The sequence below is a fragment of the Bradyrhizobium sp. McL0615 genome (genome assembly GCF_049993905.1).
Taxonomy (GTDB): Bacteria; Pseudomonadota; Alphaproteobacteria; order Rhizobiales; family Xanthobacteraceae; genus Bradyrhizobium.
The window spans coordinates 1,634,218-1,654,869 of the sequence record NZ_CP188254.1 but is presented as its reverse complement, the minus strand read 5'-3'; the positions used below and the strand labels follow the sequence as shown (position 1 = coordinate 1,654,869).

Annotated in this window: 23 protein-coding genes and 1 pseudogene; 8 read left to right on the top strand and 16 right to left on the bottom strand. The window is 57.0% G+C overall.

The window, feature by feature from the left end; translation table 11 throughout:
• Positions 1-3: 3 nt before the first annotated feature.
• The 3 genes from treZ to ACPPVP_RS07875 all read right to left on the bottom strand — a co-directional run bounded on the left by treZ (position 4) and on the right by ACPPVP_RS07875 (position 4,948).
• A complete protein-coding gene (treZ, locus tag ACPPVP_RS07885) occupies positions 4-1,893 on the bottom strand; it encodes a malto-oligosyltrehalose trehalohydrolase (RefSeq protein ID WP_426532871.1) in 1,890 nt (629 codons plus the stop codon).
• Complete coding sequence (locus ACPPVP_RS07880; protein WP_426532869.1) at positions 1,824-3,269, bottom strand: glycosyltransferase family 4 protein; 1,446 nt, start codon at positions 3,267-3,269, stop codon at positions 1,824-1,826. Before ACPPVP_RS07880 ends, treZ begins: the two co-directional genes overlap by 70 nt.
• Positions 3,270-3,340: 71 nt before the next feature.
• Complete coding sequence (locus ACPPVP_RS07875) at positions 3,341-4,948, bottom strand: alpha-amylase family glycosyl hydrolase (RefSeq protein ID WP_426532867.1); 1,608 nt, start codon at positions 4,946-4,948, stop codon at positions 3,341-3,343.
• 157 nt (positions 4,949-5,105) lie between these two features.
• Here ACPPVP_RS07875 and ACPPVP_RS07870 point away from each other — a divergent pair, with 157 nt between their 5' ends.
• Both ACPPVP_RS07870 and ACPPVP_RS07865 read left to right on the top strand, forming a co-directional pair.
• Positions 5,106-7,274 (top strand): hypothetical protein, encoded by a 2,169-nt coding sequence (locus tag ACPPVP_RS07870; RefSeq protein ID WP_426532865.1) that lies wholly within the window; start codon positions 5,106-5,108, stop codon positions 7,272-7,274.
• 742 nt (positions 7,275-8,016) lie between these two features.
• Positions 8,017-8,346 (top strand): histone, encoded by a 330-nt coding sequence (locus tag ACPPVP_RS07865; protein WP_426532863.1) that lies wholly within the window; start codon positions 8,017-8,019, stop codon positions 8,344-8,346.
• Here the strand turns inward: ACPPVP_RS07865 and ACPPVP_RS07860 are convergent.
• Positions 8,330-8,476, bottom strand: a complete 147-nt coding sequence (locus ACPPVP_RS07860; RefSeq protein WP_426532861.1) for a hypothetical protein — start codon at positions 8,474-8,476, stop codon at positions 8,330-8,332. The genes ACPPVP_RS07865 and ACPPVP_RS07860 overlap by 17 nt on opposite strands.
• 231 nt (positions 8,477-8,707) lie before the next feature.
• Here ACPPVP_RS07860 and ACPPVP_RS07855 point away from each other — a divergent pair, with 231 nt between their 5' ends.
• The gene (locus ACPPVP_RS07855) at positions 8,708-9,277 is read left to right on the top strand and encodes a helix-hairpin-helix domain-containing protein (RefSeq protein ID WP_426532859.1); all 570 of its coding nucleotides are present in this window, start codon (positions 8,708-8,710) and stop codon (positions 9,275-9,277) included.
• Between the two features lie 671 nt (positions 9,278-9,948).
• Here ACPPVP_RS07855 and ligD read toward each other — a convergent pair.
• Together ligD and ACPPVP_RS07845 are read right to left on the bottom strand one after the other, a co-directional pair.
• Entirely contained in the window at positions 9,949-10,896 is a 948-nt protein-coding gene (ligD, locus tag ACPPVP_RS07850; protein WP_426537723.1) for a non-homologous end-joining DNA ligase, read from the bottom strand.
• Positions 10,897-11,028: 132 nt separating this feature from the next.
• Positions 11,029-11,313: a hypothetical protein gene (locus tag ACPPVP_RS07845; protein ID WP_426532857.1), complete on the bottom strand. Its 285-nt coding sequence runs from the start codon at positions 11,311-11,313 to the stop codon at positions 11,029-11,031.
• A 141-nt stretch (positions 11,314-11,454) separates the two neighbouring features.
• Here ACPPVP_RS07845 and ACPPVP_RS07840 point away from each other — a divergent pair, with 141 nt between their 5' ends.
• The 3 genes from ACPPVP_RS07840 to ACPPVP_RS07830 all read left to right on the top strand — a co-directional run bounded on the left by ACPPVP_RS07840 (position 11,455) and on the right by ACPPVP_RS07830 (position 13,457).
• A complete protein-coding gene (locus tag ACPPVP_RS07840) occupies positions 11,455-11,781 on the top strand; it encodes an HAD family hydrolase (RefSeq protein WP_426532855.1) in 327 nt (108 codons plus the stop codon).
• Positions 11,782-11,877: 96 nt separating this feature from the next.
• Complete coding sequence (locus ACPPVP_RS07835; RefSeq protein WP_426532853.1) at positions 11,878-13,155, top strand: DUF892 family protein; 1,278 nt, start codon at positions 11,878-11,880, stop codon at positions 13,153-13,155.
• Positions 13,156-13,217: 62 nt separating this feature from the next.
• The gene (locus ACPPVP_RS07830) at positions 13,218-13,457 is read left to right on the top strand and encodes a hypothetical protein (protein WP_426532851.1); all 240 of its coding nucleotides are present in this window, start codon (positions 13,218-13,220) and stop codon (positions 13,455-13,457) included.
• A gap of 87 nt (positions 13,458-13,544) precedes the next feature.
• On the opposite strand, the gene ACPPVP_RS07825 is transcribed toward ACPPVP_RS07830, so the two are convergent.
• The 7 genes from ACPPVP_RS07825 to ACPPVP_RS07795 all read right to left on the bottom strand — a co-directional run bounded on the left by ACPPVP_RS07825 (position 13,545) and on the right by ACPPVP_RS07795 (position 18,115).
• Positions 13,545-13,727 (bottom strand): hypothetical protein, encoded by a 183-nt coding sequence (locus ACPPVP_RS07825; RefSeq protein ID WP_426532849.1) that lies wholly within the window; start codon positions 13,725-13,727, stop codon positions 13,545-13,547.
• A 336-nt stretch (positions 13,728-14,063) separates the two neighbouring features.
• Positions 14,064-14,801 carry a hypothetical protein gene (locus ACPPVP_RS07820; protein WP_426532847.1) on the bottom strand — a complete coding sequence of 246 codons (738 nt, stop codon included), beginning with the start codon at positions 14,799-14,801 and terminating at the stop codon, positions 14,064-14,066.
• Complete coding sequence (locus ACPPVP_RS07815; protein ID WP_426532845.1) at positions 14,798-15,214, bottom strand: phage holin family protein; 417 nt, start codon at positions 15,212-15,214, stop codon at positions 14,798-14,800. Before ACPPVP_RS07815 ends, ACPPVP_RS07820 begins: the two co-directional genes overlap by 4 nt.
• A complete protein-coding gene (locus ACPPVP_RS07810) occupies positions 15,211-15,783 on the bottom strand; it encodes a hypothetical protein (protein ID WP_426532843.1) in 573 nt (190 codons plus the stop codon). Before ACPPVP_RS07810 ends, ACPPVP_RS07815 begins: the two co-directional genes overlap by 4 nt.
• A gap of 11 nt (positions 15,784-15,794) precedes the next feature.
• Positions 15,795-16,802, bottom strand: coding sequence for a DUF3618 domain-containing protein (locus ACPPVP_RS07805; RefSeq protein WP_426532841.1), 1,008 nt, complete (start codon positions 16,800-16,802; stop codon positions 15,795-15,797).
• A gap of 462 nt (positions 16,803-17,264) precedes the next feature.
• Positions 17,265-17,873: a cysteine hydrolase family protein gene (locus ACPPVP_RS07800; protein ID WP_426537721.1), complete on the bottom strand. Its 609-nt coding sequence runs from the start codon at positions 17,871-17,873 to the stop codon at positions 17,265-17,267.
• A gap of 26 nt (positions 17,874-17,899) precedes the next feature.
• Positions 17,900-18,115: a hypothetical protein gene (locus tag ACPPVP_RS07795; protein WP_426532839.1), complete on the bottom strand. Its 216-nt coding sequence runs from the start codon at positions 18,113-18,115 to the stop codon at positions 17,900-17,902.
• Between the two features lie 84 nt (positions 18,116-18,199).
• On the opposite strand from ACPPVP_RS07795, the gene ACPPVP_RS07790 reads away from it, so the two are divergent.
• The gene (locus tag ACPPVP_RS07790) at positions 18,200-18,715 is read left to right on the top strand and encodes a ferritin-like domain-containing protein (protein WP_426532837.1); all 516 of its coding nucleotides are present in this window, start codon (positions 18,200-18,202) and stop codon (positions 18,713-18,715) included.
• Positions 18,716-18,757: 42 nt separating this feature from the next.
• Here ACPPVP_RS07790 and ACPPVP_RS07785 read toward each other — a convergent pair whose 3' ends face one another.
• Complete coding sequence (locus tag ACPPVP_RS07785) at positions 18,758-19,069, bottom strand: YhjD/YihY/BrkB family envelope integrity protein (protein ID WP_426532835.1); 312 nt, start codon at positions 19,067-19,069, stop codon at positions 18,758-18,760.
• Here ACPPVP_RS07785 and ACPPVP_RS07780 point away from each other — a divergent pair.
• Positions 19,061-19,793, top strand: a pseudogene (locus ACPPVP_RS07780) (DUF72 domain-containing protein). The gene ACPPVP_RS07785 and the pseudogene ACPPVP_RS07780 sit on opposite strands and share 9 nt — an antisense overlap.
• A gap of 340 nt (positions 19,794-20,133) precedes the next feature.
• Here the strand turns inward: ACPPVP_RS07780 and ACPPVP_RS07775 are convergent.
• Both ACPPVP_RS07775 and ACPPVP_RS07770 read right to left on the bottom strand, forming a co-directional pair.
• Positions 20,134-20,274, bottom strand: a complete 141-nt coding sequence (locus ACPPVP_RS07775) for a hypothetical protein (RefSeq protein WP_426532833.1) — start codon at positions 20,272-20,274, stop codon at positions 20,134-20,136.
• Between the two features lie 24 nt (positions 20,275-20,298).
• Complete coding sequence (locus ACPPVP_RS07770; RefSeq protein WP_426532831.1) at positions 20,299-20,508, bottom strand: DUF3072 domain-containing protein; 210 nt, start codon at positions 20,506-20,508, stop codon at positions 20,299-20,301.
• Positions 20,509-20,652: the final 144 nt, after the last annotated feature.

The following is a 20,652-nucleotide window of genomic DNA, read 5'->3' as shown; positions in this document are numbered from 1 at the left end:
AAGTTACGGATGCGGCTTTCCATCGCCGATAGCAACTACGATCTGGTGCTGCCGGAGCGACGGTGTCAACGGGCCGCGCTCCGAGTTCCAGATGACGTTGCCCTCGATTTTCGGCATCGGTACACTAGCAGGGGCAAAGCTGGTGATGATCTGAAGGCTGTTCCCTTCTTGCGTATGCCAGATAACGTTAAGGCCTTCCGTGGCCGTGCGCTCGGCGTGGGCACGCGCAAACCCCTCCCCGATAAGTGGCACCACTTGCCGATGGCGAATTGCAAGCAACTCATGGGTGAGCGCGCGGAATTCGCGGCTGCGCGGCGCATGCTCGATGCGATCCCAATCGAGTTTCGATGAGAGAAATGTCCTCTCGTCGGTGGGATCGGGAATCTTGTCGCGCATCTCGGGCGTCGAAAAGGCCTGTTCTGCGAACTCTTTGCGACGGCCGTCGCGGGTAAGTTGGGCGGCCTCGCCCTGCCAATCACAGAAAAACAGAAACGGCGTCTCGGCGGCCGCTTCTTCGCCCATAAATAGCATCGGTATATGAGGGTTCAACAAAACAAGCGCCATCGCCTGACGTAATTTTTCGGTGCTCACAAGAGTCGAGAGCCGCTCACCAAGAGCGCGATTGCCGACCTGATCGTGGTTTTGGGCGAAAAAGATGGTGGCGTCCGGCGGCAGATGCGCGCTCTTGGCGCCGCGAGGTCTGGCATGCAAAGGAAAGACTTCGCCCTGGTAAGCAAAGTTTTCGGTGAGACTACGAGCCAGATGATCAAGCGGCTTGTCGGCAAAGGCACGGTAATAGCCTTCTTTCTCCCCCGTCAGCAGCACATGTAGGGCGTTGTGGAAGTCGTCTCCCCATTGCGCATTGTAAAGTCGTGCTCGACCAGCCTTGCGTTCCAACAGATGGGGCTCATTGGCTTCGTTCTCGAGCATCAGATGCACATGCCGGCCGACCAAGCGTGTGCGTATCGTGTCGGCGAGCTCGACCAGGAAGTGCTTTTCGGAATTGTCTTTCAGCGCATGGACGGCATCTAACCGTAGCCCGTCAAAGCCATAATCCCTGATCCACATCAGGGCGTTGTCGATTAGGAATTGGCGCACGAATTTACCGTGCTCGCCTTCAAGATTGACCGCCGGACCCCATCCAGTCGAATGTCGATCGGTAAAGAAGGGTTCGGCGTAGCTGTGCAGGTAATTCAGTTGGGGCCCGAAATGATTATAGACGGCGTCCAGATAGACCATGATGTTGTGCTGATGCGCGGCGCGCAGGAGCCTCTTAAGGTCTTCGGGTCGTCCATATCGCGCATTCGGTGCGTTCAGTAGCACGCCGTCATAGCCCCAATTGCGCCGCCCCGGCACGTCGTTGAGCGGCATCAGTTCAATGGCCGTGACACCAAGCTCTTTCAGGTAGGAGAGCTTGTTCTCGACGCCGGCATAGGTGCCTTCGGGTGAAAAGGTGCCGACATGCAATTCATAAATGACGGACTCAGCCCAATTGCGTCCGACAAATAGGACGGGGTCGCGCAGAGCGGCCGTGTCGATAACCTCGCTGGGCTCTCCGACATCATCCGGCTGAAAGCGCGACGCCGGATCCGGGACATTCAGGTCGCCGTTGATGCGAAATTGGTAGCGCGTGCCGACGTGCGCGGTCGCACTGAGCGTTTGATACCAGCCGTCCACGTCCCTCGGCATGCGCCGTGGTGGCTGGCCGCGTTCGAGCAATTCGACGGACTGGGCCGAGGGAGCCCAGAGGTTGAAGGCGACGCCGTGCGGGGTGATGAATGGGCCGTACCGACGTGGCTGTCCCGCAATGCCGAGGACCTCGATCAAACGCTTCCTCGTTTTCTTTTTGTGGACGGTTTTCTGCTTGCTGGCGGCCCGGATATTATCGACCAAATTCGGATAACGCCGCCCGGCCTTTTTCGCCGAACGTTTGACGGCTTTGCGCGCGGGCGAAAGCCTTTGCGATCCCTTGCCCTCTTTTTTTTCGCGGACTGGCTGCTTTCCAGGGTGGCGTGCGGGCCATGTAGCATTCTCCGGCTTGGCTGTTGCAGGAGTCGGACATACGGGCTCGTAAATGGTTCATAAGAAATGCTCGGTCGGCTACTCAAGAAAGGCGCAGGCGTAGCTAATGGGTAGGGCGCCTGCACCACCTTGGTCATTGAATGGGACCTCGACTGATCAGCTTGCTGAGCGTTTTCGAGAGCATCACTTTGAAAAGCGCTTTGAACAAGACACTCGCGTTCACCCTTTATCAGCTCTTGATACAGTCCAATGTGATCATGGGCCATTCGTTGAGCCGAAAAACGCCGCTCGAACTCGTGCCGGATTCTCCGTCGGTCCAAGGTCAGAAGATGCGGTAGTTTCTTGATCGCTTCGTCCTTCGACTGGACCACGATACCCGTCTTGCCGTCCTCGATGATTTCCGACACCGAGCCTCGATTAAAAGCGAGAACCGGCGTGCCGCATGCCATTGCCTCTATCATCACCAAGCCAAAAGGCTCCGGCCAATCAATCGGAAACAGCAAACCGGAGGCTTGACCCAGAAATTCGGCCTTCTGATGTTCGTTGATTTCCCCAATGAATTCGATGCCCGGTTGATCCAGCAATGGAGCAATTCGTTCGCGAAAGTATTGTTCGTCCACCCGATCGATTTTCGCGGCTATTTTAAGTGGGATACCGGCGGATCGTGCGATCTGAATCGCGGTTTCTGGACCCTTCTCGGGAGCAATGCGACCAAGAAACGCAAGATAGCCCCCTTGGGGACGAAGGGTTAGCTTAAGATCAGTTCCAGGTAGCCCGTGGTAAATCGTTTTCGCGAAGTTTGCGATTGAAATCGGTGTCCGTTGGCTATCCGAAATGGAGATCAAACGCATTTCATCAAAACCAATGTAAATCGGCTTGTTGTCAGGGAGGTCCTGCCGGCCGTGAAGAGTGGTCAGGACTCGCGAGGACATGTCCCGAAACAGTGGGAAGTGCAAATAGTCTATATGGAAATGAAGGATATCGAATTGTTGCGATTGGCTCCGCACCCGGTCGAGCATGAGCATATAGTAGGGAATGACATCACAGACTTTAGGGTCCAGCCGCAGAGCTGTTGGAACGCAGCCTACGAGTTTCGCCGAGGTTACAGAATCGCCGCTGGCGAATAACGTAACATCGTGACCTAGTTTGACTAATTCTTCGGTAAGGTAGGAGACGATCCGCTCAGTCCCTCCGTAAAGCTTTGGGGGCACGCTCTCCATAAGCGGCGCAATCTGAGCGATCCTCATCTTCGTTTCACCTTGAGCTAAAAAGCCTGATTGGCACCGCACCCAACGTTCAATGTTGCTTGATGTTCCTGTTATCGAGCGCTTCCGACATCCATCATGAGCAACCCTTCGTTGCCGCGTAAAGCGATACTGGCCAACACCTCTTCCCCCTCGCGGTCTAAAAACGAAGATAGAAGGACGCGCACAGACAATCTTTTATCAGGGATTGAGACCGCGATAGGCTCAGGTCCCATGTTCAGGGCTATCAACAATCGCTCCTCCTGCAGCTCACGACAGAACAGCAGAAGATCGCCGCTGGCCTTCAAAGGCTTGTACGATCCCTCTGTGAGAGCCACGTGTTTGCGCCGGAATTCGATCAGCCGACGATATAGCCAATAGAGCGATCCTCTATCCTTGCGGAAAACGTCCACATTTTTTTCACGAAAGTTGTTGGACACTGGCAGCCAGGGGTCAGCATCCGAGAACCCGGCCGAATTCGTGGCATCCCATTGCATCGGCGTGCGGCATCCGTCGCGACCAACACCGATACCTGGAACGTTTTGTTCGAACGGGTCCCGAACCTGTTCCGGCAAAATAGCTGCCTGCTGCAAGCCGATCTCGTCACCGTAGTAGAAGGTCGGCGTTCCGCGCAATGTCATCAGAAGCATTGCAGCGACACGTGCCTGATCTGCTCCGATTCGACTTGCGAGGCGCGGTCGGTCGTGGTTGCCCAGAACCCAATTCGGCCACCCTCCCGGCGGGAGTGCGGCCTCATACTCATCGATCAGACTTGCGAGTGAGCGGGCTTCCCATTTGGCCGTCAGAAGTGCAAAGTTATAGGGAAAATGGACGCCCTTTAGATCGCGGCCGTAGTACGCAACAAGACGCTCGAACGGCAGATAAATTTCACCGAGGAGCACTCGATCGGGAAATTCGTCTGTAACTCGTCGCATACCGCTAATCGCATCATGAACCTCGGGCAAATCCGCTGTGTAAAGTGGGATCAACGCATCGCGGGGAAGCCCACCAGGGCGGAAATCGTGATTGAGGGGATTGTCACGAAACTGATCGTCCTTAATGAGATACCAGACGGCATCCACGCGGAAGCCATCGACGCCGCGTCGGAGCCAAAAACGCATGACGTCGTGGATGGCGTTGCGAACGGCAGGATTGCGCCAGTTTAAGTCAGGCTGTGCAGACAGAAACGTATGACAATAATACTGGTTAGTGTTCGGATCGAATTCCCACGCGCTTCCTCCGAATTCTGAAAGCCAGTTATTTGGAGGCCCCCCGTCCGGAGCCGGATCACGCCAGATATACCAATCGCGTTTCGGGCTATTGCGAGATCCTTGGCTTTCAACAAACCAGGGATGTTGATCCGATGTGTGATTGGGAACTAGGTCTAGAATGAGCTTGAGCTGATGGCGATGGCCTTCATCTATGAGGCTATCGAGGTCGGCCAAATCCCCGAACAGTGGATCAACATCGGTGTAATTAGCTATGTCGTAGCCGAAGTCGGCCATGGGCGACATAAAAATTGGAGACAACCAGATGGCATCGACGCCCAGTTCTGTCAGATAGGGCAATCGATGTATGATCCCGCGAAGATCTCCTACGCCGTCGTGATTGCTGTCTTGAAATGAGCGGGGATAGATCTGATAAATGATCCCGGTCTGCCACCACTTCGTGCTCCCTAGCATCGTCAAACCCTGCTTTATACGCTTTGATTGTCTTGGATTAGCAACGCGCCGTTAAATCCAGCGTTCCTACCGTTGATGAGCTAGTCTCACTACCTCCTCTCGAAGGCGCTGGAACGCGGGACCTTGCCACGCGTTGCGCTGCGTGGAGGAAGCTGCCATGGACGGTCCTATTAGTCCCCCGCCAGTCGTCGGAAGCGCGGGCAACGAGTTACCGGCCTATATGTCGAATGGCGTCGTCGGCTTGAAGGTCCGCGACAATCCTCTGATTCCTGGCATGGCCCTGCTCAGCGGGTTCTCCGGAGAGCATCCAGAAAGAAAAATCGAGGCTGCCGCATTCGCTCCCTATCCGGTCGCCGGTGACATCTGCCTAGGGGGAGTATGGATGTCGGACGCCCCTCAATGCGTTCGCGTCATCGACCAGGCCTACGATTTTTCGACCGCCGAATTGACCACCCGATTGAATTTTAAGGTGGGTGGCCGCCAAGCAAAAATCGTTGTGATGTCGTTCTGCAGCCGCGAGCAGCCCACAGTGGTCTGCCAGGAGATTGCCATCGATGTCGATGCCGCCTCGGACCTTAAAGTTCGCGCAAGTATAGATCTGTCGGGAATAGAAGGGCGCGCGCTGCGATACAATCGCGACACGCCCGGAGAAGCTAATCCTTCCAGCGACGGGTCGCTGCTCTGGGAAAGTGCGGGAGCGATTTCGACATGCGGACTTGCATACGTGACCGAGCTCGTTGGAGATGATGCAAAACCGCAACGACCGCCATTGGACGGTCAAGGCTTAAGGACCGAGTATGCGTTTCGAGCTCGCCGTGGTCGTCAATATAAACTTCGTCAGCTAGTCAGTTTGGTTCCTAGCGCACTCCATAATCAGCCAGATTACCAAGCCGCAAGACTAATCGCTATGGCGGCCAACATCGGCTTCGATGCAATCAGGAAAAACAACAGGGCTTGCTGGGCCGAATTATGGAAGAGCGGAATTCGGTTGGTGGGCGCAGAGAAGCGCTGGCAAGCTATGGCGGACGCCGCATTCTTCTATTTGATATCGTCTACCCACGCCTCATCTCCCGCTTCGACGTCCATGTTCGGCCTGGCGACCTGGCATGACTACCATTACTATTTCGGCCACGTGATGTGGGACATTGAGACTTTCTGTGTTCCGCCGTTGATTTTCCTGCAGCCTCACGCGGCTAAAGGTATCCTGGACTACCGTGTACGCAATCTGGAGTCCGCGCGTAACAATGCACGTCTGATGGGACGGCGCGGTCTCCAATTTCCTTGGGAAAGTGCGCCGTCGACCGGAGAAGAGGCCGCGCCGATGCCGGGTTCGGCAGCTTGGCGCGAAGATCATGCTTCACTTGATATCGCCCGCGCATTTGCGCTTTGTGCAGACGTAGCCGGCGACGATGCGTTCTTGCGGGATAAGGCCTGGCCTGTGCTGTCGGGCGTAGCAGAATGGGTCACGAGCCGGGTCACCAAACGGCGCGGGAAATATGAGATTCGTGCCTCAATGGGTATTGCAGAGCGCAAATCGCCCTCCGACAATGCGATATTCACAAATATTTCGGCACGAACCATTTTGCTAGACGCTATCTCCGCTGCTAAGCGATTGAACAGGCCAGCTGATCCCGCATGGCCAGAGATCGCAAGTAAGCTAGTTGTACCAAAACGAGGAAAAATCGTAATTTCACACGATGCATTCCGCGTAGATGAAGAAAAGGCCGCGACACCCGATCCCCTCATGGGCATCTTCCCCCTCGGGTGCGGTTTTGATGACGAAACAGAGCAAGCGACCCTTGCGTTCTATTTGAAAATCGCAAAACGGTACATTGGCAGTCCGATGTTGTCGTCCCTGTACGGCGTTTGGGCCGCCCGTTCAGGTAACAGGCGTCTTGCCTTAGAGATGCTAGACCGCGGCTATGCTGATTTCTGCACCGGCAGATTTATGCAGACGCTTGAATACCGCAAAGACGTGTTTCCAGAGCAACCGCCAGCCGGGCCGTTCTTTGCAAATCTTGGTGGCTTCTTGCTAGGGTTGATTCTGGGTTTTCCAAAGATACAGCCTGGGCCTGACAATCCTCAAGACTGGTGCAAAGGACCCATAACCCTGCCTGCCGGATGGCGTTCGATCGAAATTGATCGGATCTGGATCAGGGGCCAAGCTTGGCGACTACTGGCTGTTCAGGGCGAACCCCGCGCAAGGCTCGAGCCCATCGGACGCACTAACCCTTTAACTGAGATTCAGCCATACAGCCAGCAGGCTGGCGTTGGCAACCCGCCCGCTTCGACCCAGAGCCCACGCTCTTCTTCACCGCCGAGGTAGGCTCGCCCCTAATTCTAGCTGCCGGATTCCGTAGGCGTTGTATTCGAGTATCCGGTCATCACATCAGGGATGAAAACGCAACAACGCTGCGCCGCGCACCTGTTCGTCGAAGGAATGAGGCCGCCCTAACGGGCGGCCTCTTGTGTTGAAGTGTCTCTTACCGTTTGTTGACGCCATCCTTCACGGCTGACGGCCCGGCCCCAGCTGGGGCCGTCTCTCGTTTGATTAGGATGTAAGCGGTCTAGCGCTAATCGTTGTCATACACGGCGGATGAACTGGACTGTCGCTAGTAGGAACGAAAGCATTGCGCACTCGTTTTCCATGCATTCCAATCCTCCAAGTCAAAAGGGGCGACAATGACTAGCGCCCGCATCAACGGGCCTTCGTATGCTCGGACAATAGTTCGCGGGCTTCTAAACGAGAAAGTGGCCCTAGCGGGGGAGAGGCTGGGGCCGCTAGTTTACCTTTTCGCGCACCACGAGAGCGGACGCAAGAACGCGACAGCCGCCGTCGGTTTCAGAGGGGTCACAATAGGCAGGATCGGTGGCGGAACTTCGCTTCTAAGAAAGGGTTAGTGTGCAGGACAAGAGCATTTCAACGTTGCGGGCCATTTTGAGGAGCTCATCCTGCCCGCGGCCGCTCAACGAAACTCGCGGAGGCTCGTGCTTCCTCGGCAAACCTAAGGAGACAGTCTTCCAGGGCGCTGAATCACACTATCATACGATCTGCGGTGGAGGGTCTCATGGACGATACCAAACAGACTGAAGAGCAGAAGGACCCGAAGAAGCCGGTAGGCGAACAGATCACGGACTTGGTCGCTGCCGCAGCAGGCGCACTGGCTGAAACTGCGGTCAAGACAGTTGCCAAGCGGATGCGCAAAGTAGCTGCCAAGAAGACACCAGCACCGGTGAAGAAGGCCGTTAAGTCGATTAGCAAATCATCGAAAGCGCCAAAGCAGACGGAAAAGAAAGCTGCCAAGAAGGTCGTAAAGGGAGCAAAGAAGTCGATCGCAAAGAAGGCATCGAAGAAGAATACTGGAAACAAAGCCAAAAAATCTAAGTTGCGGAGGTAGCGATGGCGAAGAAGGCGAAGAAGAAGTCTGCAGTTTCGCGAGCCGTTCGGACGGTGAAGAAGGCGGCCGCCGCCGCGACGAGGTCGACCCGAAAAGCCGTGAAAAAGGTGATGCCGGGAAGGAAGGCCAAGAAGAGTTCCTCTCGGCGCTAATCCAAACAGAAGATGCAAGCCCGATTTTTCCCGTCGGCGAATGCGATGGCCTCAAGTACAAACAAACCTCGAGGGCTTGATCCTGCATCAAATACCGGGCATTTCAGAAATCCAAGCCTTGATTCAATGGAGCTTTCCCGAGAGCACGAGATGCGAGCTGCCGGCTTCGCCCGCCTTGGCCGTCCGGAACTCCGGAGAGGCTGCCCCGTTTGTCAGAGGTTATAGGCAAGACGGCCACGCAGACAGTGGCGCGCCTCCTGAGGGAATACGCGCAAAGAACTTCCCTGCGCGGCGTTAATCCATACCGCGCGAAGGCGCACTTCACCGCGGCAGACAGCCTTGCCGCGCTTTCGCAACCGCTGGATCGCATCATCCCGTCAGGCACGCTCACCGAGATTCCCGGCATCGGCTACGCCATCGCCGACATCATCACCAAACTTCACCAGACGGGATCGCATCCAAGTCTGCAGAAGCTGCGCAAGGACGTCCCGGAAGGCGTCCTGGAGCTCTTCGCCATCCCGGGCATTCGCCCCGACAAGATACTCAAGCTGCATCAGGAGCTCGGCATCTCCTCGCTTACCGAACTAGAAGAGGCTGCGAAACAAGATCGTATTCGAAAGATGAAAGGCCTCGGCGCTTCAATGCAGACGAAAATCCTGCAGAACCTTTCCATAGCACGCAGCGGCGAAACACAGCTCCATCTGCACAAGGCCGCGGCTCGACCTCGACTGGCGCTGGCACCAGAAGGCGCTCGATTACGGCTGCATCTTCAGTATTAATCCCGACGCGCACTCCATCAGGGAGCTGGACCATATGCACTGGGGCGTCGAATGGCCCGTAAAGGCGGCGTGCCCCCGGACCGCGTCCTCAATGCCATGCCCCTCGCTAAACTCCTGCGTCATCTGCAGCGCAGGCGGCAAACCGCGCGCCATGCGGCCTAGCGTGCGAAAATCCCCTGGCAAACAAAGCGCCGGGCTCCTCCTGTACCGACGAAAGGGCGACAAGCTTGAAGTTCTGCTGGGTCAACCCGGCGGTCCCTTCGGGCGCAACAAGGATCTGGGATCATCGTCGATCCCCAAAGGCCTGATCGCCGATGGGGAAAGCCCCCTCGCCGCTCCAAAAGGGGATGGCGCGGTTCCTCGCCAGCGCTCAGAATCGCGCGGCGACGCCCGGCCGAGGCTTATATCGTGATGAGAACGCCATTTGCGCTCACGCCTTTCACCTTGGAAGGAGCAAAGACGTGCAGCGTCGCTGTTGCAATCAAACAACCACACTGGATGAACGCCTGGAAGAGCAGGCCGAGCGCCTACGAAAAGAAGCTGAGGGCAAGCCGCCCTTCAATTGAGCGTGACATACTGATCCGCAAGGCGCGGCATGCTGAGACCGGCGCCGCATACAGGACTGGCTTAAATCCACGGGATTGCATCCACCAGAGTAGGCTGACGTAAGGTCAGCCGCGAGCACGTTCGCGCTCGCGTGTCACGTCTTCGGCCCGCTTGTCGGCTCGAAGGCCGAGATACACGGGGTGGCGCATTTCGCCTTTTGTCGTCCATTCTGTGAACTTCACCTCAGCCACCAGTGACGGCTTGACCCAGGTCGTGACGGCTTCGTCCTTGACCTTTGCCGAAAAGGGAGACTTCGCGGCTTTCAGCTTGATGAGTTTGCCGTGCAGCTCTTCGAGCGTCTTGTGGCTGAAGCCTGCGCCGACGTGACCGATATACCGCCAGCCGTTCTTCTCGCGCACCGCAAGAGCCAGCGCCCCAAAGAAAGGCCGGTTTCGCCTGGGTGCGGTGAATCCCGCGATGACCACTTCCTGGCGCTTCGAACTCTTGATCTTCGGCCAGTTATCCGTACAGGCGCCCGAAAGGTATTTGCTGTCAGCGAGCTTGGCCATGATGCCTTCAAGGCCTTTGCGCTCCGCTTCCTCGAAAAACTCGGTGCCGCTTGTCTTGCGATGACGGCTGAACGCGATGAGTTTATGGCGCGGCAGGATTTCCTTGAGCCGCTTTTTGCGTTCGAGCAGCGTGAGGTCGCGGAGATCTTCCCCGTCATAAAACATAAGATCGAACGCGCAGTAGAGGAGTTTCGCCTCGTGGCGAAGCGCGTTCTGCATCAGCTGAAAATGTGAAACCCCGTTTTTGTCCAGTGCGACAAGTTCGCCATCAATCACGGCGTCGCCTTTCACGCCTTCGAGCGCTTTGGCGACTTCGATATAGCTGTGGCTGATCATCTTGCCGTTGCGGCTGTAGAGCGTGACCTTGCCGCCGTCGATTTTCGCGACCATGCGAAACCCATCATACTTGTCCTCGAAGACCCACCCGGCATCATCGAAAGGCCCGTCGGTCAATGTGGCAAGCATCGGCTGCAGGCGTTTGGGCAATGTCGACGTCCGGCTCATCGACTTGCGTCCTTCAAACATGATGGCGGTGGAATACTCAAGTTCAACGCGGGGAATGGTTACGCCGCAGCCCCTGTATTTGCATTGCCTGCATCGACCGATCATTCAAGTTCCCCCAATCATTTCGGGCCGCTAACAACCTGACATGCGCGCGTGGAGTTCCATTGAACTGAAAACGGCACCGCACGACGTCCCCTTCGCCCTACCCTGCCCGCGGGCGGCGGCCCGCAAGGAACCTGTTGCAATCTCGCGCGCTGTCACCGGGTATTCCTCACTTTTGGCGAGGCCATGTTCTCGGGTTACATCTTCGATGTGGAAGGCACGCTCGTCGACAGCGTCCCGCAAAACCTTCGCAGCCTTCAGGAAGCGCTTGAGGAAGCCGGCGTCGATATGCCGTATGCCGCTTTGCAGCTCCATTGGGCCTCGACGGGAACCAAACCCTGCAGATTATCGCGCCGGACCTCGACGAGGCCATGCGCAAGAGATCCTGCATGACCAAGCACATATCTACGAGAACAAATACCTCCACACCGTCAAAGTTTTGACGGGGTGCGTGAAGTGTTCGAGACGCTCAGCCGGCGCGGCGGTAAGCTCGCCGTCGCGACCAACTGCAAAGGACCGGAACTGAAGCATTACCCGTCGCTCCTGCACATCGACGAGTTTATCGGGGCAAAGCCGGACCCACGCATCGTCGGTGTGGCGCTGAGGAAGCTTGGCCTAACCGGCCATGAGGCGGTGATGATCGGAGACACGCCCTACGATGACGAGGCGGCCTCCCGGGCAGGCGGCGGGTGTGCTGACCCGGCGGGTTTAGCGCCGATGCGTTACGCGGGGCGGTTGCTTCGCGGTTGCCGGCGAAATCTCCCGGAGGCTTGGCGCCCTTGAGGATACGAAGCCGTCCCGGGCGAGAGCTGTTTAGGAACATAGAAGGCTGGATTTATTTGGTCCACAGCATCCCGTAGATTCAGCCCAGAGGTCATTATGTATCATCACGTCAAGAAACTCATGTACACCGTTCGCGTCGACGAACCGGATCCGCGTTTTGGCAACATGTTGCTTGAGCAGTTCGGCGGCGCCAACGGCGAGTTAGCTGCCGCAATGCAATACTCCATCCAGGGCCTGAACTGTGAAGATCCGGACCGCAAAGATCTCCTTATGGATATCGGAACCGAAGAGCTGAGCCACCTTGAAGTCGTGGGCAGCCTTGCCCGCCTCCACCTCAAGCCCATGAAGTTCGACCGTGAAAAAGCAGAAGCCGATCCGCTTATCGCTATCGCGGGCGGCGGCGGAGTCAATCTCTTCAACTCGCAAGGCAATGCCTGGACTGCCGACTATCTGAAGATTACGGGCGAGCTTGACGTCGACCTTCGCAGCAATATCGCAGCCGAAGCCCGCGCCAAAATTGTCTACGAGAGACTTATCAATTTCTGCGACGATGCCGGTACCAAAGATGCGCTGCAGTTTCTTATGACGCGCGAAATCACCCACATGAAAGCCTTTTCTGCAGCCCTCGAAAGCATGAAAAAGCCGGCTTTCTCGATCGGCAAACTCGCCCCCACACCCGGCCTTGTGAATCAGTTCTTCAATGATTCCACCGGGACAGGCGATGAAGGTGAGATCGATACGAGGGGCCCTTGGAATGAGGGCGGCGACTGGGAATTCATGGCCTCCCCGGCCCTATCGACAACCGATGCGGACTCCGAAACCGCAATCAGGACGGAGAGTTCGCCGCCCACGGCGCCGGAGGGTATCAATGATCTTCTGGTGGATGAACTGAGGGACATTCTTCACGCGGAAAAGCAGTTGACTAAAGCGCTCCCCAAAATGGCCGAAGCGGCACGGTTCGACCGCCTGCGCGAATGCTTCGAGGAGCACCTGATTGAAACCGAAGGCCAGATCGAGCGGCTGAACGAATGCCTCTCGCTCCTTGGCGAAACAGCCCGCGCCAAACCCTGCAAGGGCATGATGGGCCTCGTCGAAGAAGGCCAGGAAGTCATGGCGGAAGGCGAAAAGAAGGAAGATGCCCTCGCCGACCTTGCCTTGATAGGCGCGGCCCAGCGCGTGGAGCATTACGAGATCTCCGCCTACACGACCGCCAAGAACCTGGCGCAGCAACTGCGCCACAGCGCCGTCGTAGCACTGCTCGCAAAGTCGCTGGCAGAGGAAGAAAATGCGGACATGTTGCTTAACCAGATTGCCCGCACGCTCATGTCCGTCGCTAAAATGCCCGACGCAATCGAGCAGAGTGCCGACGCATAGATATCAAAACGCCAGGGCCGCCATGAACGAGGCGGCCCTTTTTCCAGTCACCGGAGTACCTGATGCTTTTCTTATACCCTATGCTCACCCTTATGATCGACGCTTTGAATGTCATCGATATGCGTGTTCGCCTGATCGCCGCGGGAAAGAGCACTTCCGATGAAATATTTTTGATGGTGAATGAAAAAGTCGAGGCTCTCGAAGAAGCGCGTGCAATTCTTATGCGGGGCGGCGATGCCACTCAGATTATCGACAACTACCGGAAAATAGTCGCCGCGAACGCAGCCCGCCTGTCGGCTTAGTTTCAGTGTGCTTTCGACTTTTTTTCGTAGTCTTTTTCACGGTCTGTTTTTCGCGGCCGCTCGTTCGACTCGCACGCCCTTGAATTTCTAAGCGGTCTTCTTTTTGCCGGGCCGTTTCAGGGCCATGAACTCGCCCGAGTTTTTGTTGCGCTTCTTCCATGCGCTCGCGCCGCCCCATGTCGTTTTGGCTTGCGACCCCTTCTTCACCGCGCCCTTGCGCGCATTGTTAAATGCCGCTAACCGGAAATAAACTTTCGCGGAACCTGACAACCGACGGAGCGCCGAGCGCTGTAGTCACGGTACAAGCCAAGGAAGCTTAAGGCACATCAACATCGCAAGGCTTCACGATCTCGCCGTCGCAGCGCCTCCGATGAAGGCCGCGCTTGACGAAAAGCCAGCTTCGACATCTTGGGGCCGGCCGGCGATATAGTGCGCGCGAACTCAACCTATTCTTTAATGATTGCGGCCTCGTTTTGACGAGGGAAGTTCGCCAGGCCCTTATGCCCTTGCCGCTGATCCATAACATTACTCAAGACCGCCCCCTTGGCTCCCGAGACCAACGGGTCCGGGCGTCACGTCAAGCTGAAACGGCGATGCTTCCGACAATCAAGGCGTCTTCACTTTTTGTCCCGCGGCTTCCGCGGCGTCCATCCCGGCCCGTTTCACCCTGTCGAATGTTTCGGCGCCCGCGTCTTTGATCTCGTTTTTCAGCGTGTCAGCGGCTTCGCGCACGCTCTTCGACAAGTCGCCTGCGCGCTCGCTTAAATCTTCCTTGACGGTGTCGCTGTACTCGCCGACCCATTCGTTCTCGAGGCCGGATGTTCGGAATGCACCGGCAACCGCGGCTCCGACGGCAAGGCCGATGGCGCCCAGCACGAGCGGCTGTCGTTCAAGTAAATCGGAAAGCGAAGATTGCGCACGTGTAAAGGTTTCTTTTCCAGGAAGTATCTCGTCAAGCTGGCCAACGATATCCCGCGCATAGTTGGTGCCTTCGCCGAACCGGTCCTTCATCTGGTCTGCTGCTTTTGACGCGGCATCAGAGGCTGCGGTGCGGGCATGGTGAAGCGTTTCTCCTAACCCGAGCGATCCTTCGTGATCCATTTCCGGGGCCGTCGGCGGCGCCGGAGTGGCTTCGTATCGCGAGCTTGCCGATCGCTGACGGCGCGCTGCCGTATCTGACGATGATGGGAAAGCAGTTGTAGTGGCTAGGTTGGCTGCGCTTTTAAGTTTCTCGTTTCCGATCAGAAACCAGAGGGCGCCACCTCCGATGAGGGCCGCGGCAATGGGATTTTCCCGGGCAGCTATTATCACACTGTCGACAAAACTTCCTTGCCTGTTGCTCATCGCACCATTCCCTTCACGGTGTCTTTGTCCTTCTCGAGCTGGCGCATCGTTTCCCTTGGCGCCAGGTTGCGGGGATCGAGCCGATTGATGCCGATTGCAAAAAGCACGCCGGCAATCACTGCGGCTACGATCGCAGAGGTAAGGTAGGACAGCGGTTGCGACCATCCGGCCGCCATTAAGGCCGCCGAAAGTGCTAACAGCACCATAACCAGCGCCGGTATCACCAGAATCGCGCCGGCTGCGAAGAAGCCTATCGCGCCGCCGACCTGTTGAGCTTTCTCGCCGAGTTCGGCTTTGGCGAGTTCGACCTCGTTCTGAAACAGTTTCGCGAATTGCGAAAGAGCATCGCCCAGCAAGGTCGATATCGTTCGAAAATCGTTTTGGCCGGTTTTGATGTCGTTCTGGATGCTCATGACTTATCGCCGCGGTATGAAGACGACGCCTGCTTCCAGTTATTGTTTTGCTGAGAAGGAAGCTGGCCGCCAGAGGCTTTCAGAAAACGGATCGCCGCAAAACCGGCGAGCACCGAAATCCCAAGGAATGCGGCGGGCTGGCGTTTCGCAAATTCCGTCGCGCCGCCGACGAGGTCACGGAAGCTTCCATTCCGGATCTTTTCGGCGGCGTCCTCTACGTACTCGGCCGCCGAGCTAATGCCCCGGGCGGCGAAAGGCGCGTCGCTTTCGAAGGCCCGGGCGGCATCCCTAATGTTACCAGCGAAGCGCTCCACGAAATCGGCTCCGCTGCGCTGCTGTTGCTTGACCTGATCCTGAAGGCGGTCTGCGGCCCCGGAGGCCACGTCCTTGGCGGCATCTGACGCGTCTTGAAGCTTGTCTTGCGCGACATCAGTCGATGCTTTCAAAGCGTCGCCGGCGCGTTGCTTGAGGTCGGCTCCGGCATCGGCGACCTGATCCTTTAGTTTCTGCGAGGACCCGGGGCTCTTTTTCTGGGAGAGGTTCTTTTTGTTCAGATCCAAGTCGCTCATGGTCGCCTCTTTCAGGGGTTCGGGATTCGGGAGGGATTGAACGCGGTCTTCACAACGTCGTTCGCGACGTCCTTGACCGTACCGGTTAAGTTTTCGGCGATCCGGCTGGCGTGTCCTCCGAGATCGGAGTCGGCAACGCTTTTCGCCGCAGCATCGGCTACCGACACCACAGCGTCCTTGGCCGCTTCAAAACCTGATTCGGCTGCTTCGCCCGCGGCCCGCTTCACGCCGTCGCTTGCGTCGCCCAGGACAGAGGCCTCCGCTCTGGTTGCGGGGAGAGAAGCCGCGATGATCGCACCAATCGCGATACCCAAGCCGCCAATCAGCGCTGCGTTATCTCCGATCATCTGGCGGGCCCTTTCTGGCGCCACCCTTGCCGCGTCAGTTACGGTGGCGCTGACAGAATTCATAGTGTCACTCACCGTTCCCGAAGCGGCATCGATGCCAGTCCTTAATTTGTCGGTGACGGTGCCGGCGGCCTGCGCTGCCCGACTGCCGATATCGTCTGCCACCCCCGCGGCGGCATCTTGCGCCTTGTTGGCCGCACTGGTGGCCTGGCTCCCTGCCGAAGAGACTGCCTCTCGAACATCACCCTGAAGCGACTGCGCGCGCTCCATCGCGTCGCCCATCACTTCCCTGGCCTTGTCCGCCGCTGGAGCCACCGCCTCCGCGGCTCGCTCGCGCACGGTTTTTGAGCTCAACGCGAGCCCTGCCCCAATCATCAATAGTGGTAACGGAAAGCCACGTGCGAGCCTTAGAAGCGGCACTGCAATAGCGGTGCCCGCCGCGATCGCCTGCATCGGATTTTCTTTGGCGTGCTGTTTTAGCGAATCGACCCAACTTGAGGTCTTGGTGCTGATGAAATCGGATACTTCCGACTTGATGCGTTGCGGCGAGACCTTGTGACGGATGTCTTCCGCGGCGTCAGCTATCTGCTCCCTCACCCGATCGACGGTCGTCGCCAGCTGCGCCCGGTTGTGCTCGGACTCTCTTCTCAATTCCTCAACGGATCGTGTCATCGCGTCACCCTCAGGTTTCTTCCAAGACGAACTCACGCTGATTTCAATTGTTCCTCGCCGCGACTACAACATCGCAATTCCAATTATCGTGCCTAGTGAAGCTCCCTCAGGGGGGCATCCGTGGTTCCACTTCCTGACCAGGAGACGCCAAAACTGCAGAGCGGGCTTAAAGGGCCATGGATAGTCGCCCGACCTTCAGGTGTCGGTCGCGACCCTTGGCGCTTTGAGATACGGCCGTCATCCCGATGAGATACGGTAAAGTCGACCATTAAGCGTCACTCTTCAGCCCGGCAGGCGCAGTCACTCACTCAGACGCACGTTAGTTTCTGCCTGCTCTATCGCCTCGCTGCTCAATCGCCTCGCGCACGGTGCCAGGGGACAGCGTCTTAGCTTCCTCGCTCAACCGCGTCGCCCGGACAGTTTCGCTATCTGGTTGGCATTCGATGCCCGAGCGATCGTGTCTCACTGATCATGCCAAAGCTCGGATACCTGCGCCTGCGTCATCAATTCAACCTGTTCTGAAAAGCGGTTGCGGTAAAGCGTCATCAGAGCATCATGACCTTCATCGAAGGAGCTACAGAGAGCATCTTCGACCACTATGGTCCGGAAGCCCAGATCCACAGCGTCGAGCAGGGTGGCCAGCACGCACACGTCAGTCTCCGAACCGGTGAGAATAAGGGTGTCGACACTTTTATCGTGGAGAAAGGCGGCAAGCCCGGATTCTGCAAAGGCGGAGTAAGCGGGCTTATCTATCACCGTGGCCGGGGGTATCAGGCGGGACAGCGCGGGTACGATCTCAAGCTGTGCGCCGGGCAGACGAGAGCGAGTCGCACATTCCCATCTCTTAAAATATCGCTGCCATCGGCCCGGCCTGTCCTGTGCGTGCAGAGGCGTCATAAATCGGGTGAACACGGTTCGCTGAGGATTGAGCTCCGCTACTGCGACGATTGCCGGAAGCACCCGCTCCATCCAGGGAGTCGCCCAGATTCCGCCGGGTGCGAATAAGTTTTGCATGTCGATGGATAGATGGACGGCATTCGAAATCGGCTCAAGTGATTGCGGCAGTGCCATAACCTTACGCCCCAATAGGTAACCGTTCAGGCCCACTTGCCTCCTCCGAGATTGCGCCTCGGTGGATGCAAGGTTCGGGTGTGACGGCCGTGGAGGATACGGGCCAATTCTTCCCGTTCGGCGTCCTGACCTTTCATCGCCGTTTCAAACAAGGCCTCCTGAATATCGCGCGGCATGTCGCCCCAAACGTCCATAGCCGCCCGTCCAAGCCAGCTCGTGAAGCGTTCCAGTCTGTCAGCCATTGGCCCTCCGAAATGCTGTCGTTCAGAAAGGAACCGCGAACGGGCCTCGGCGTTCCATTGCCATTATTGCAGAAGGAGGTTCGAATGGGACTCTTTACCAAAGACATCAAAACGATGGAGGATTTGCTGCTCCATGGCCTACAGGACATCTATTACGCCGAGCAACAGATCATCAAATCGCTGCCCAAGATGATCGAGAAAGCCACCAACCGGGACCTAGTCACCGGCTTGAAGGGCCATCTCGAAGAAACCAACAAGCAGGTCGAACGGCTGCAGAAGGCTTTCGAAAAGCTGGGCAAAGAACCAAGCGGGACCAGCTGTCCGGCCATCGACGGCATCATCAAAGAGGCCGATGAGACGGCTGGTGAAATCGAGGACAAAACCGTGTTGGACGCGGCCATCGTAGCGAATGCCCAAGCCGTCGAGCATTACGAAATTTGCCGTTACGGAACACTCATCGCATGGGCCGAAGAGCTCGGTCATGACGAGATCGTGCGCTTCCTGACGACAAATCTGAACGAGGAGAAGGCGGCGAATACCAAGCTCAACACGGTGGCGCTGCGCAAGGGCGTCAACGCGAAGGCTTCCACCGCGGCCTGAATCGATCAACCCGGTGGCTTCGCGATCGCGAAGCCACCGTTTTCACGCCATGTGCTTCAACGAGCCGTTGTGCTCTGCGTAACTGTGGGTGATCTCCGCTCCCATCAAGATGATCTGTGAGGTGTAGTAGACCCAGATCAGCACGACGACGATCGAAGCAGCGGCCCCGTAGGTTGATTCCAGCCCCTGCTTGCCAATGTAGAAGCCGATCGCCGCCTTTCCGATCTCAAAACTTGTGCGTTCCGAGCCAAGGAGGACGGATGCATCAAGGTTGTCATGAAGCCATGAATCGCCTCGACACCGACCCCCTGTACGGTTTGGTCGGGCGGGCGCGATGAGTGAGTCATGGCTCACGTTCTAATTGGCACATCCGGGTGGCATTATGATTCGTGGCGAGGATCCTTCTATCCCGCTGGTCTTCCCATAAAGGCGAAGCTTCAATACTACGCCAGCCAGTTCGAAAGCGCTGAACTGAATGGTGTGTTCTACCGAACTCCGACCATAGAAACCGTGAAAAGCTGGAAGAAGCAGACCGGCAAGAACTTCGTCTTTACGTGGAAAGCATCTAAGTTCATCACCCATTGGAAGCGGCTCTCTGCAAACTCGGTCAATAGCCTCGAGTTGATGGAAGATCGCTTGTCATTGCTTGGCCACAAGGTTGGTTCTGTTCTTTTCCAGCTGCCACCCAACTTTCAAGCCGATGCAGACCGCCTTTCCGCCTTTCTCCGCATGCTTCCACCTAAGAGGCGTTACAGCTTCGAGTTCCGTCACCCCAGTTGGTATTCGCCACCGAATCATGCGCGTGCTCTCGGAGGAAAACATATCGCTTTGCATCTCCGACCACCATGACGCGCCGGCACCATGGAAACGCACGGCGGACTTTGTCTATGTTCGCGGCCACGGGCCCGGTGGACGATACAAAGGACACTACTCCATGGATACGTTGGGGGGCTGGGCCAAACGGATCCGGTCGTGGAAGGCGAAGGGATGCGACGTGTTCGTGTTCTTCGACAACGACCAGAAGAGCGCTGCGCCGATCGATGCCCTGAAGCTGAAACAATTGCTGCCAATACGTTAGAGCGAGGAGCCATACATGCTCATTACGATCATCGGTTTGTTGGCGGCTGCCCTAACCAACGCTTTCCTACATCCCGCGAGTGAAAAAATCGCTTCCAGCGGGATCAACCGAGGACCTCTCGTCCAAAACTGTTGCGGTCCTTGCAGCTGGACTTGCCTTGTGAATCGGGTATGCCTCCTCAAAGGCGATTTCGTAATTATCGTCGCGAATGCCGTCGGACTTGCCTTGGTCGCACGCTAATTCGATTCAAGATCCGGGATGCCGGTTAAGGCGTGTCGCGAAGCACGCACCACGATCTCGCGCGGTGGACGTCAGACATCTCGTCCTCAGCGCGACAATTCTACTTGCGCTCGGCCATCTGCTTCTTGAGATCATCGATAAAATGCTGCGCGCCTTCTTGGGTCAGCATCTCTCCAGACTTGTCCGGCACGTCCGCCTTCTGGCACAGGGCCTTGAGTTCGTCGCGCTGCGCTTCGGTCATCCTCGGTTCTTCCATCGTCGCGCCTTACACGTTGGCTTTTTCACGCATCTCGTCGATCAATTTTGATGCCTCAGCTTTGGTGAGACTGTCGTCGAACATCTCGGGGGTGCCCGCCTGCTCGCAGAGTGTTTTCAAATAGGAGGCCTGGGCGCCGGTCATCGGATCATCGCCCGAAACCCATTCGTCGGGATTTTTTTGGGTGTTGCCGGTCAACTCTGTTTTGGGATTACTCATGAGAAGCTCCTCTTTGATTGCGATAACGTGGGCGTTCGCTGAATGTTCCTGACTACAAGGCCGTTCACGGGGCTTAGCGATAAGGGGCAGCCGTCCTAGTACGCCGCACTTCGTACAGTTGCAGCAAAAGCCGCCGTTGGCCGG

Bases quoted from the DNA above. Each gene is read 5' to 3' on its own strand.
- ACPPVP_RS07880 (WP_426532869.1), bottom strand. From the start codon at position 3,269: ATGAGGATCGCTCAGATTGCGCCGCTTATGGAGAGCGTGCCCCCAAAG.
- ACPPVP_RS07875 (WP_426532867.1), bottom strand. From the start codon at position 4,948: ATGCTAGGGAGCACGAAGTGGTGGCAGACCGGGATCATTTATCAGATC.
- ACPPVP_RS07870 (WP_426532865.1), top strand. From the start codon at position 5,106: ATGGACGGTCCTATTAGTCCCCCGCCAGTCGTCGGAAGCGCGGGCAAC.
- ACPPVP_RS07865 (WP_426532863.1), top strand. From the start codon at position 8,017: ATGGACGATACCAAACAGACTGAAGAGCAGAAGGACCCGAAGAAGCCG.
- ligD (WP_426537723.1), bottom strand. From the start codon at position 10,896: ATGAGCCGGACGTCGACATTGCCCAAACGCCTGCAGCCGATGCTTGCC.
- ACPPVP_RS07845 (WP_426532857.1), bottom strand. From the start codon at position 11,313: ATGGAGCTGCAAAGCGGCATACGGCATATCGACGCCGGCTTCCTCAAG.
- ACPPVP_RS07835 (WP_426532853.1), top strand. From the start codon at position 11,878: ATGTATCATCACGTCAAGAAACTCATGTACACCGTTCGCGTCGACGAA.
- ACPPVP_RS07830 (WP_426532851.1), top strand. From the start codon at position 13,218: ATGCTTTTCTTATACCCTATGCTCACCCTTATGATCGACGCTTTGAAT.
- ACPPVP_RS07820 (WP_426532847.1), bottom strand. From the start codon at position 14,801: ATGAGCAACAGGCAAGGAAGTTTTGTCGACAGTGTGATAATAGCTGCC.
- ACPPVP_RS07815 (WP_426532845.1), bottom strand. From the start codon at position 15,214: ATGAGCATCCAGAACGACATCAAAACCGGCCAAAACGATTTTCGAACG.
- ACPPVP_RS07810 (WP_426532843.1), bottom strand. From the start codon at position 15,783: ATGAGCGACTTGGATCTGAACAAAAAGAACCTCTCCCAGAAAAAGAGC.
- ACPPVP_RS07805 (WP_426532841.1), bottom strand. From the start codon at position 16,802: ATGACACGATCCGTTGAGGAATTGAGAAGAGAGTCCGAGCACAACCGG.
- ACPPVP_RS07800 (WP_426537721.1), bottom strand. From the start codon at position 17,873: ATGGCACTGCCGCAATCACTTGAGCCGATTTCGAATGCCGTCCATCTA.
- ACPPVP_RS07795 (WP_426532839.1), bottom strand. From the start codon at position 18,115: ATGGCTGACAGACTGGAACGCTTCACGAGCTGGCTTGGACGGGCGGCT.
- ACPPVP_RS07790 (WP_426532837.1), top strand. From the start codon at position 18,200: ATGGGACTCTTTACCAAAGACATCAAAACGATGGAGGATTTGCTGCTC.
- ACPPVP_RS07775 (WP_426532833.1), bottom strand. From the start codon at position 20,274: ATGACCGAAGCGCAGCGCGACGAACTCAAGGCCCTGTGCCAGAAGGCG.
- ACPPVP_RS07770 (WP_426532831.1), bottom strand. From the start codon at position 20,508: ATGAGTAATCCCAAAACAGAGTTGACCGGCAACACCCAAAAAAATCCC.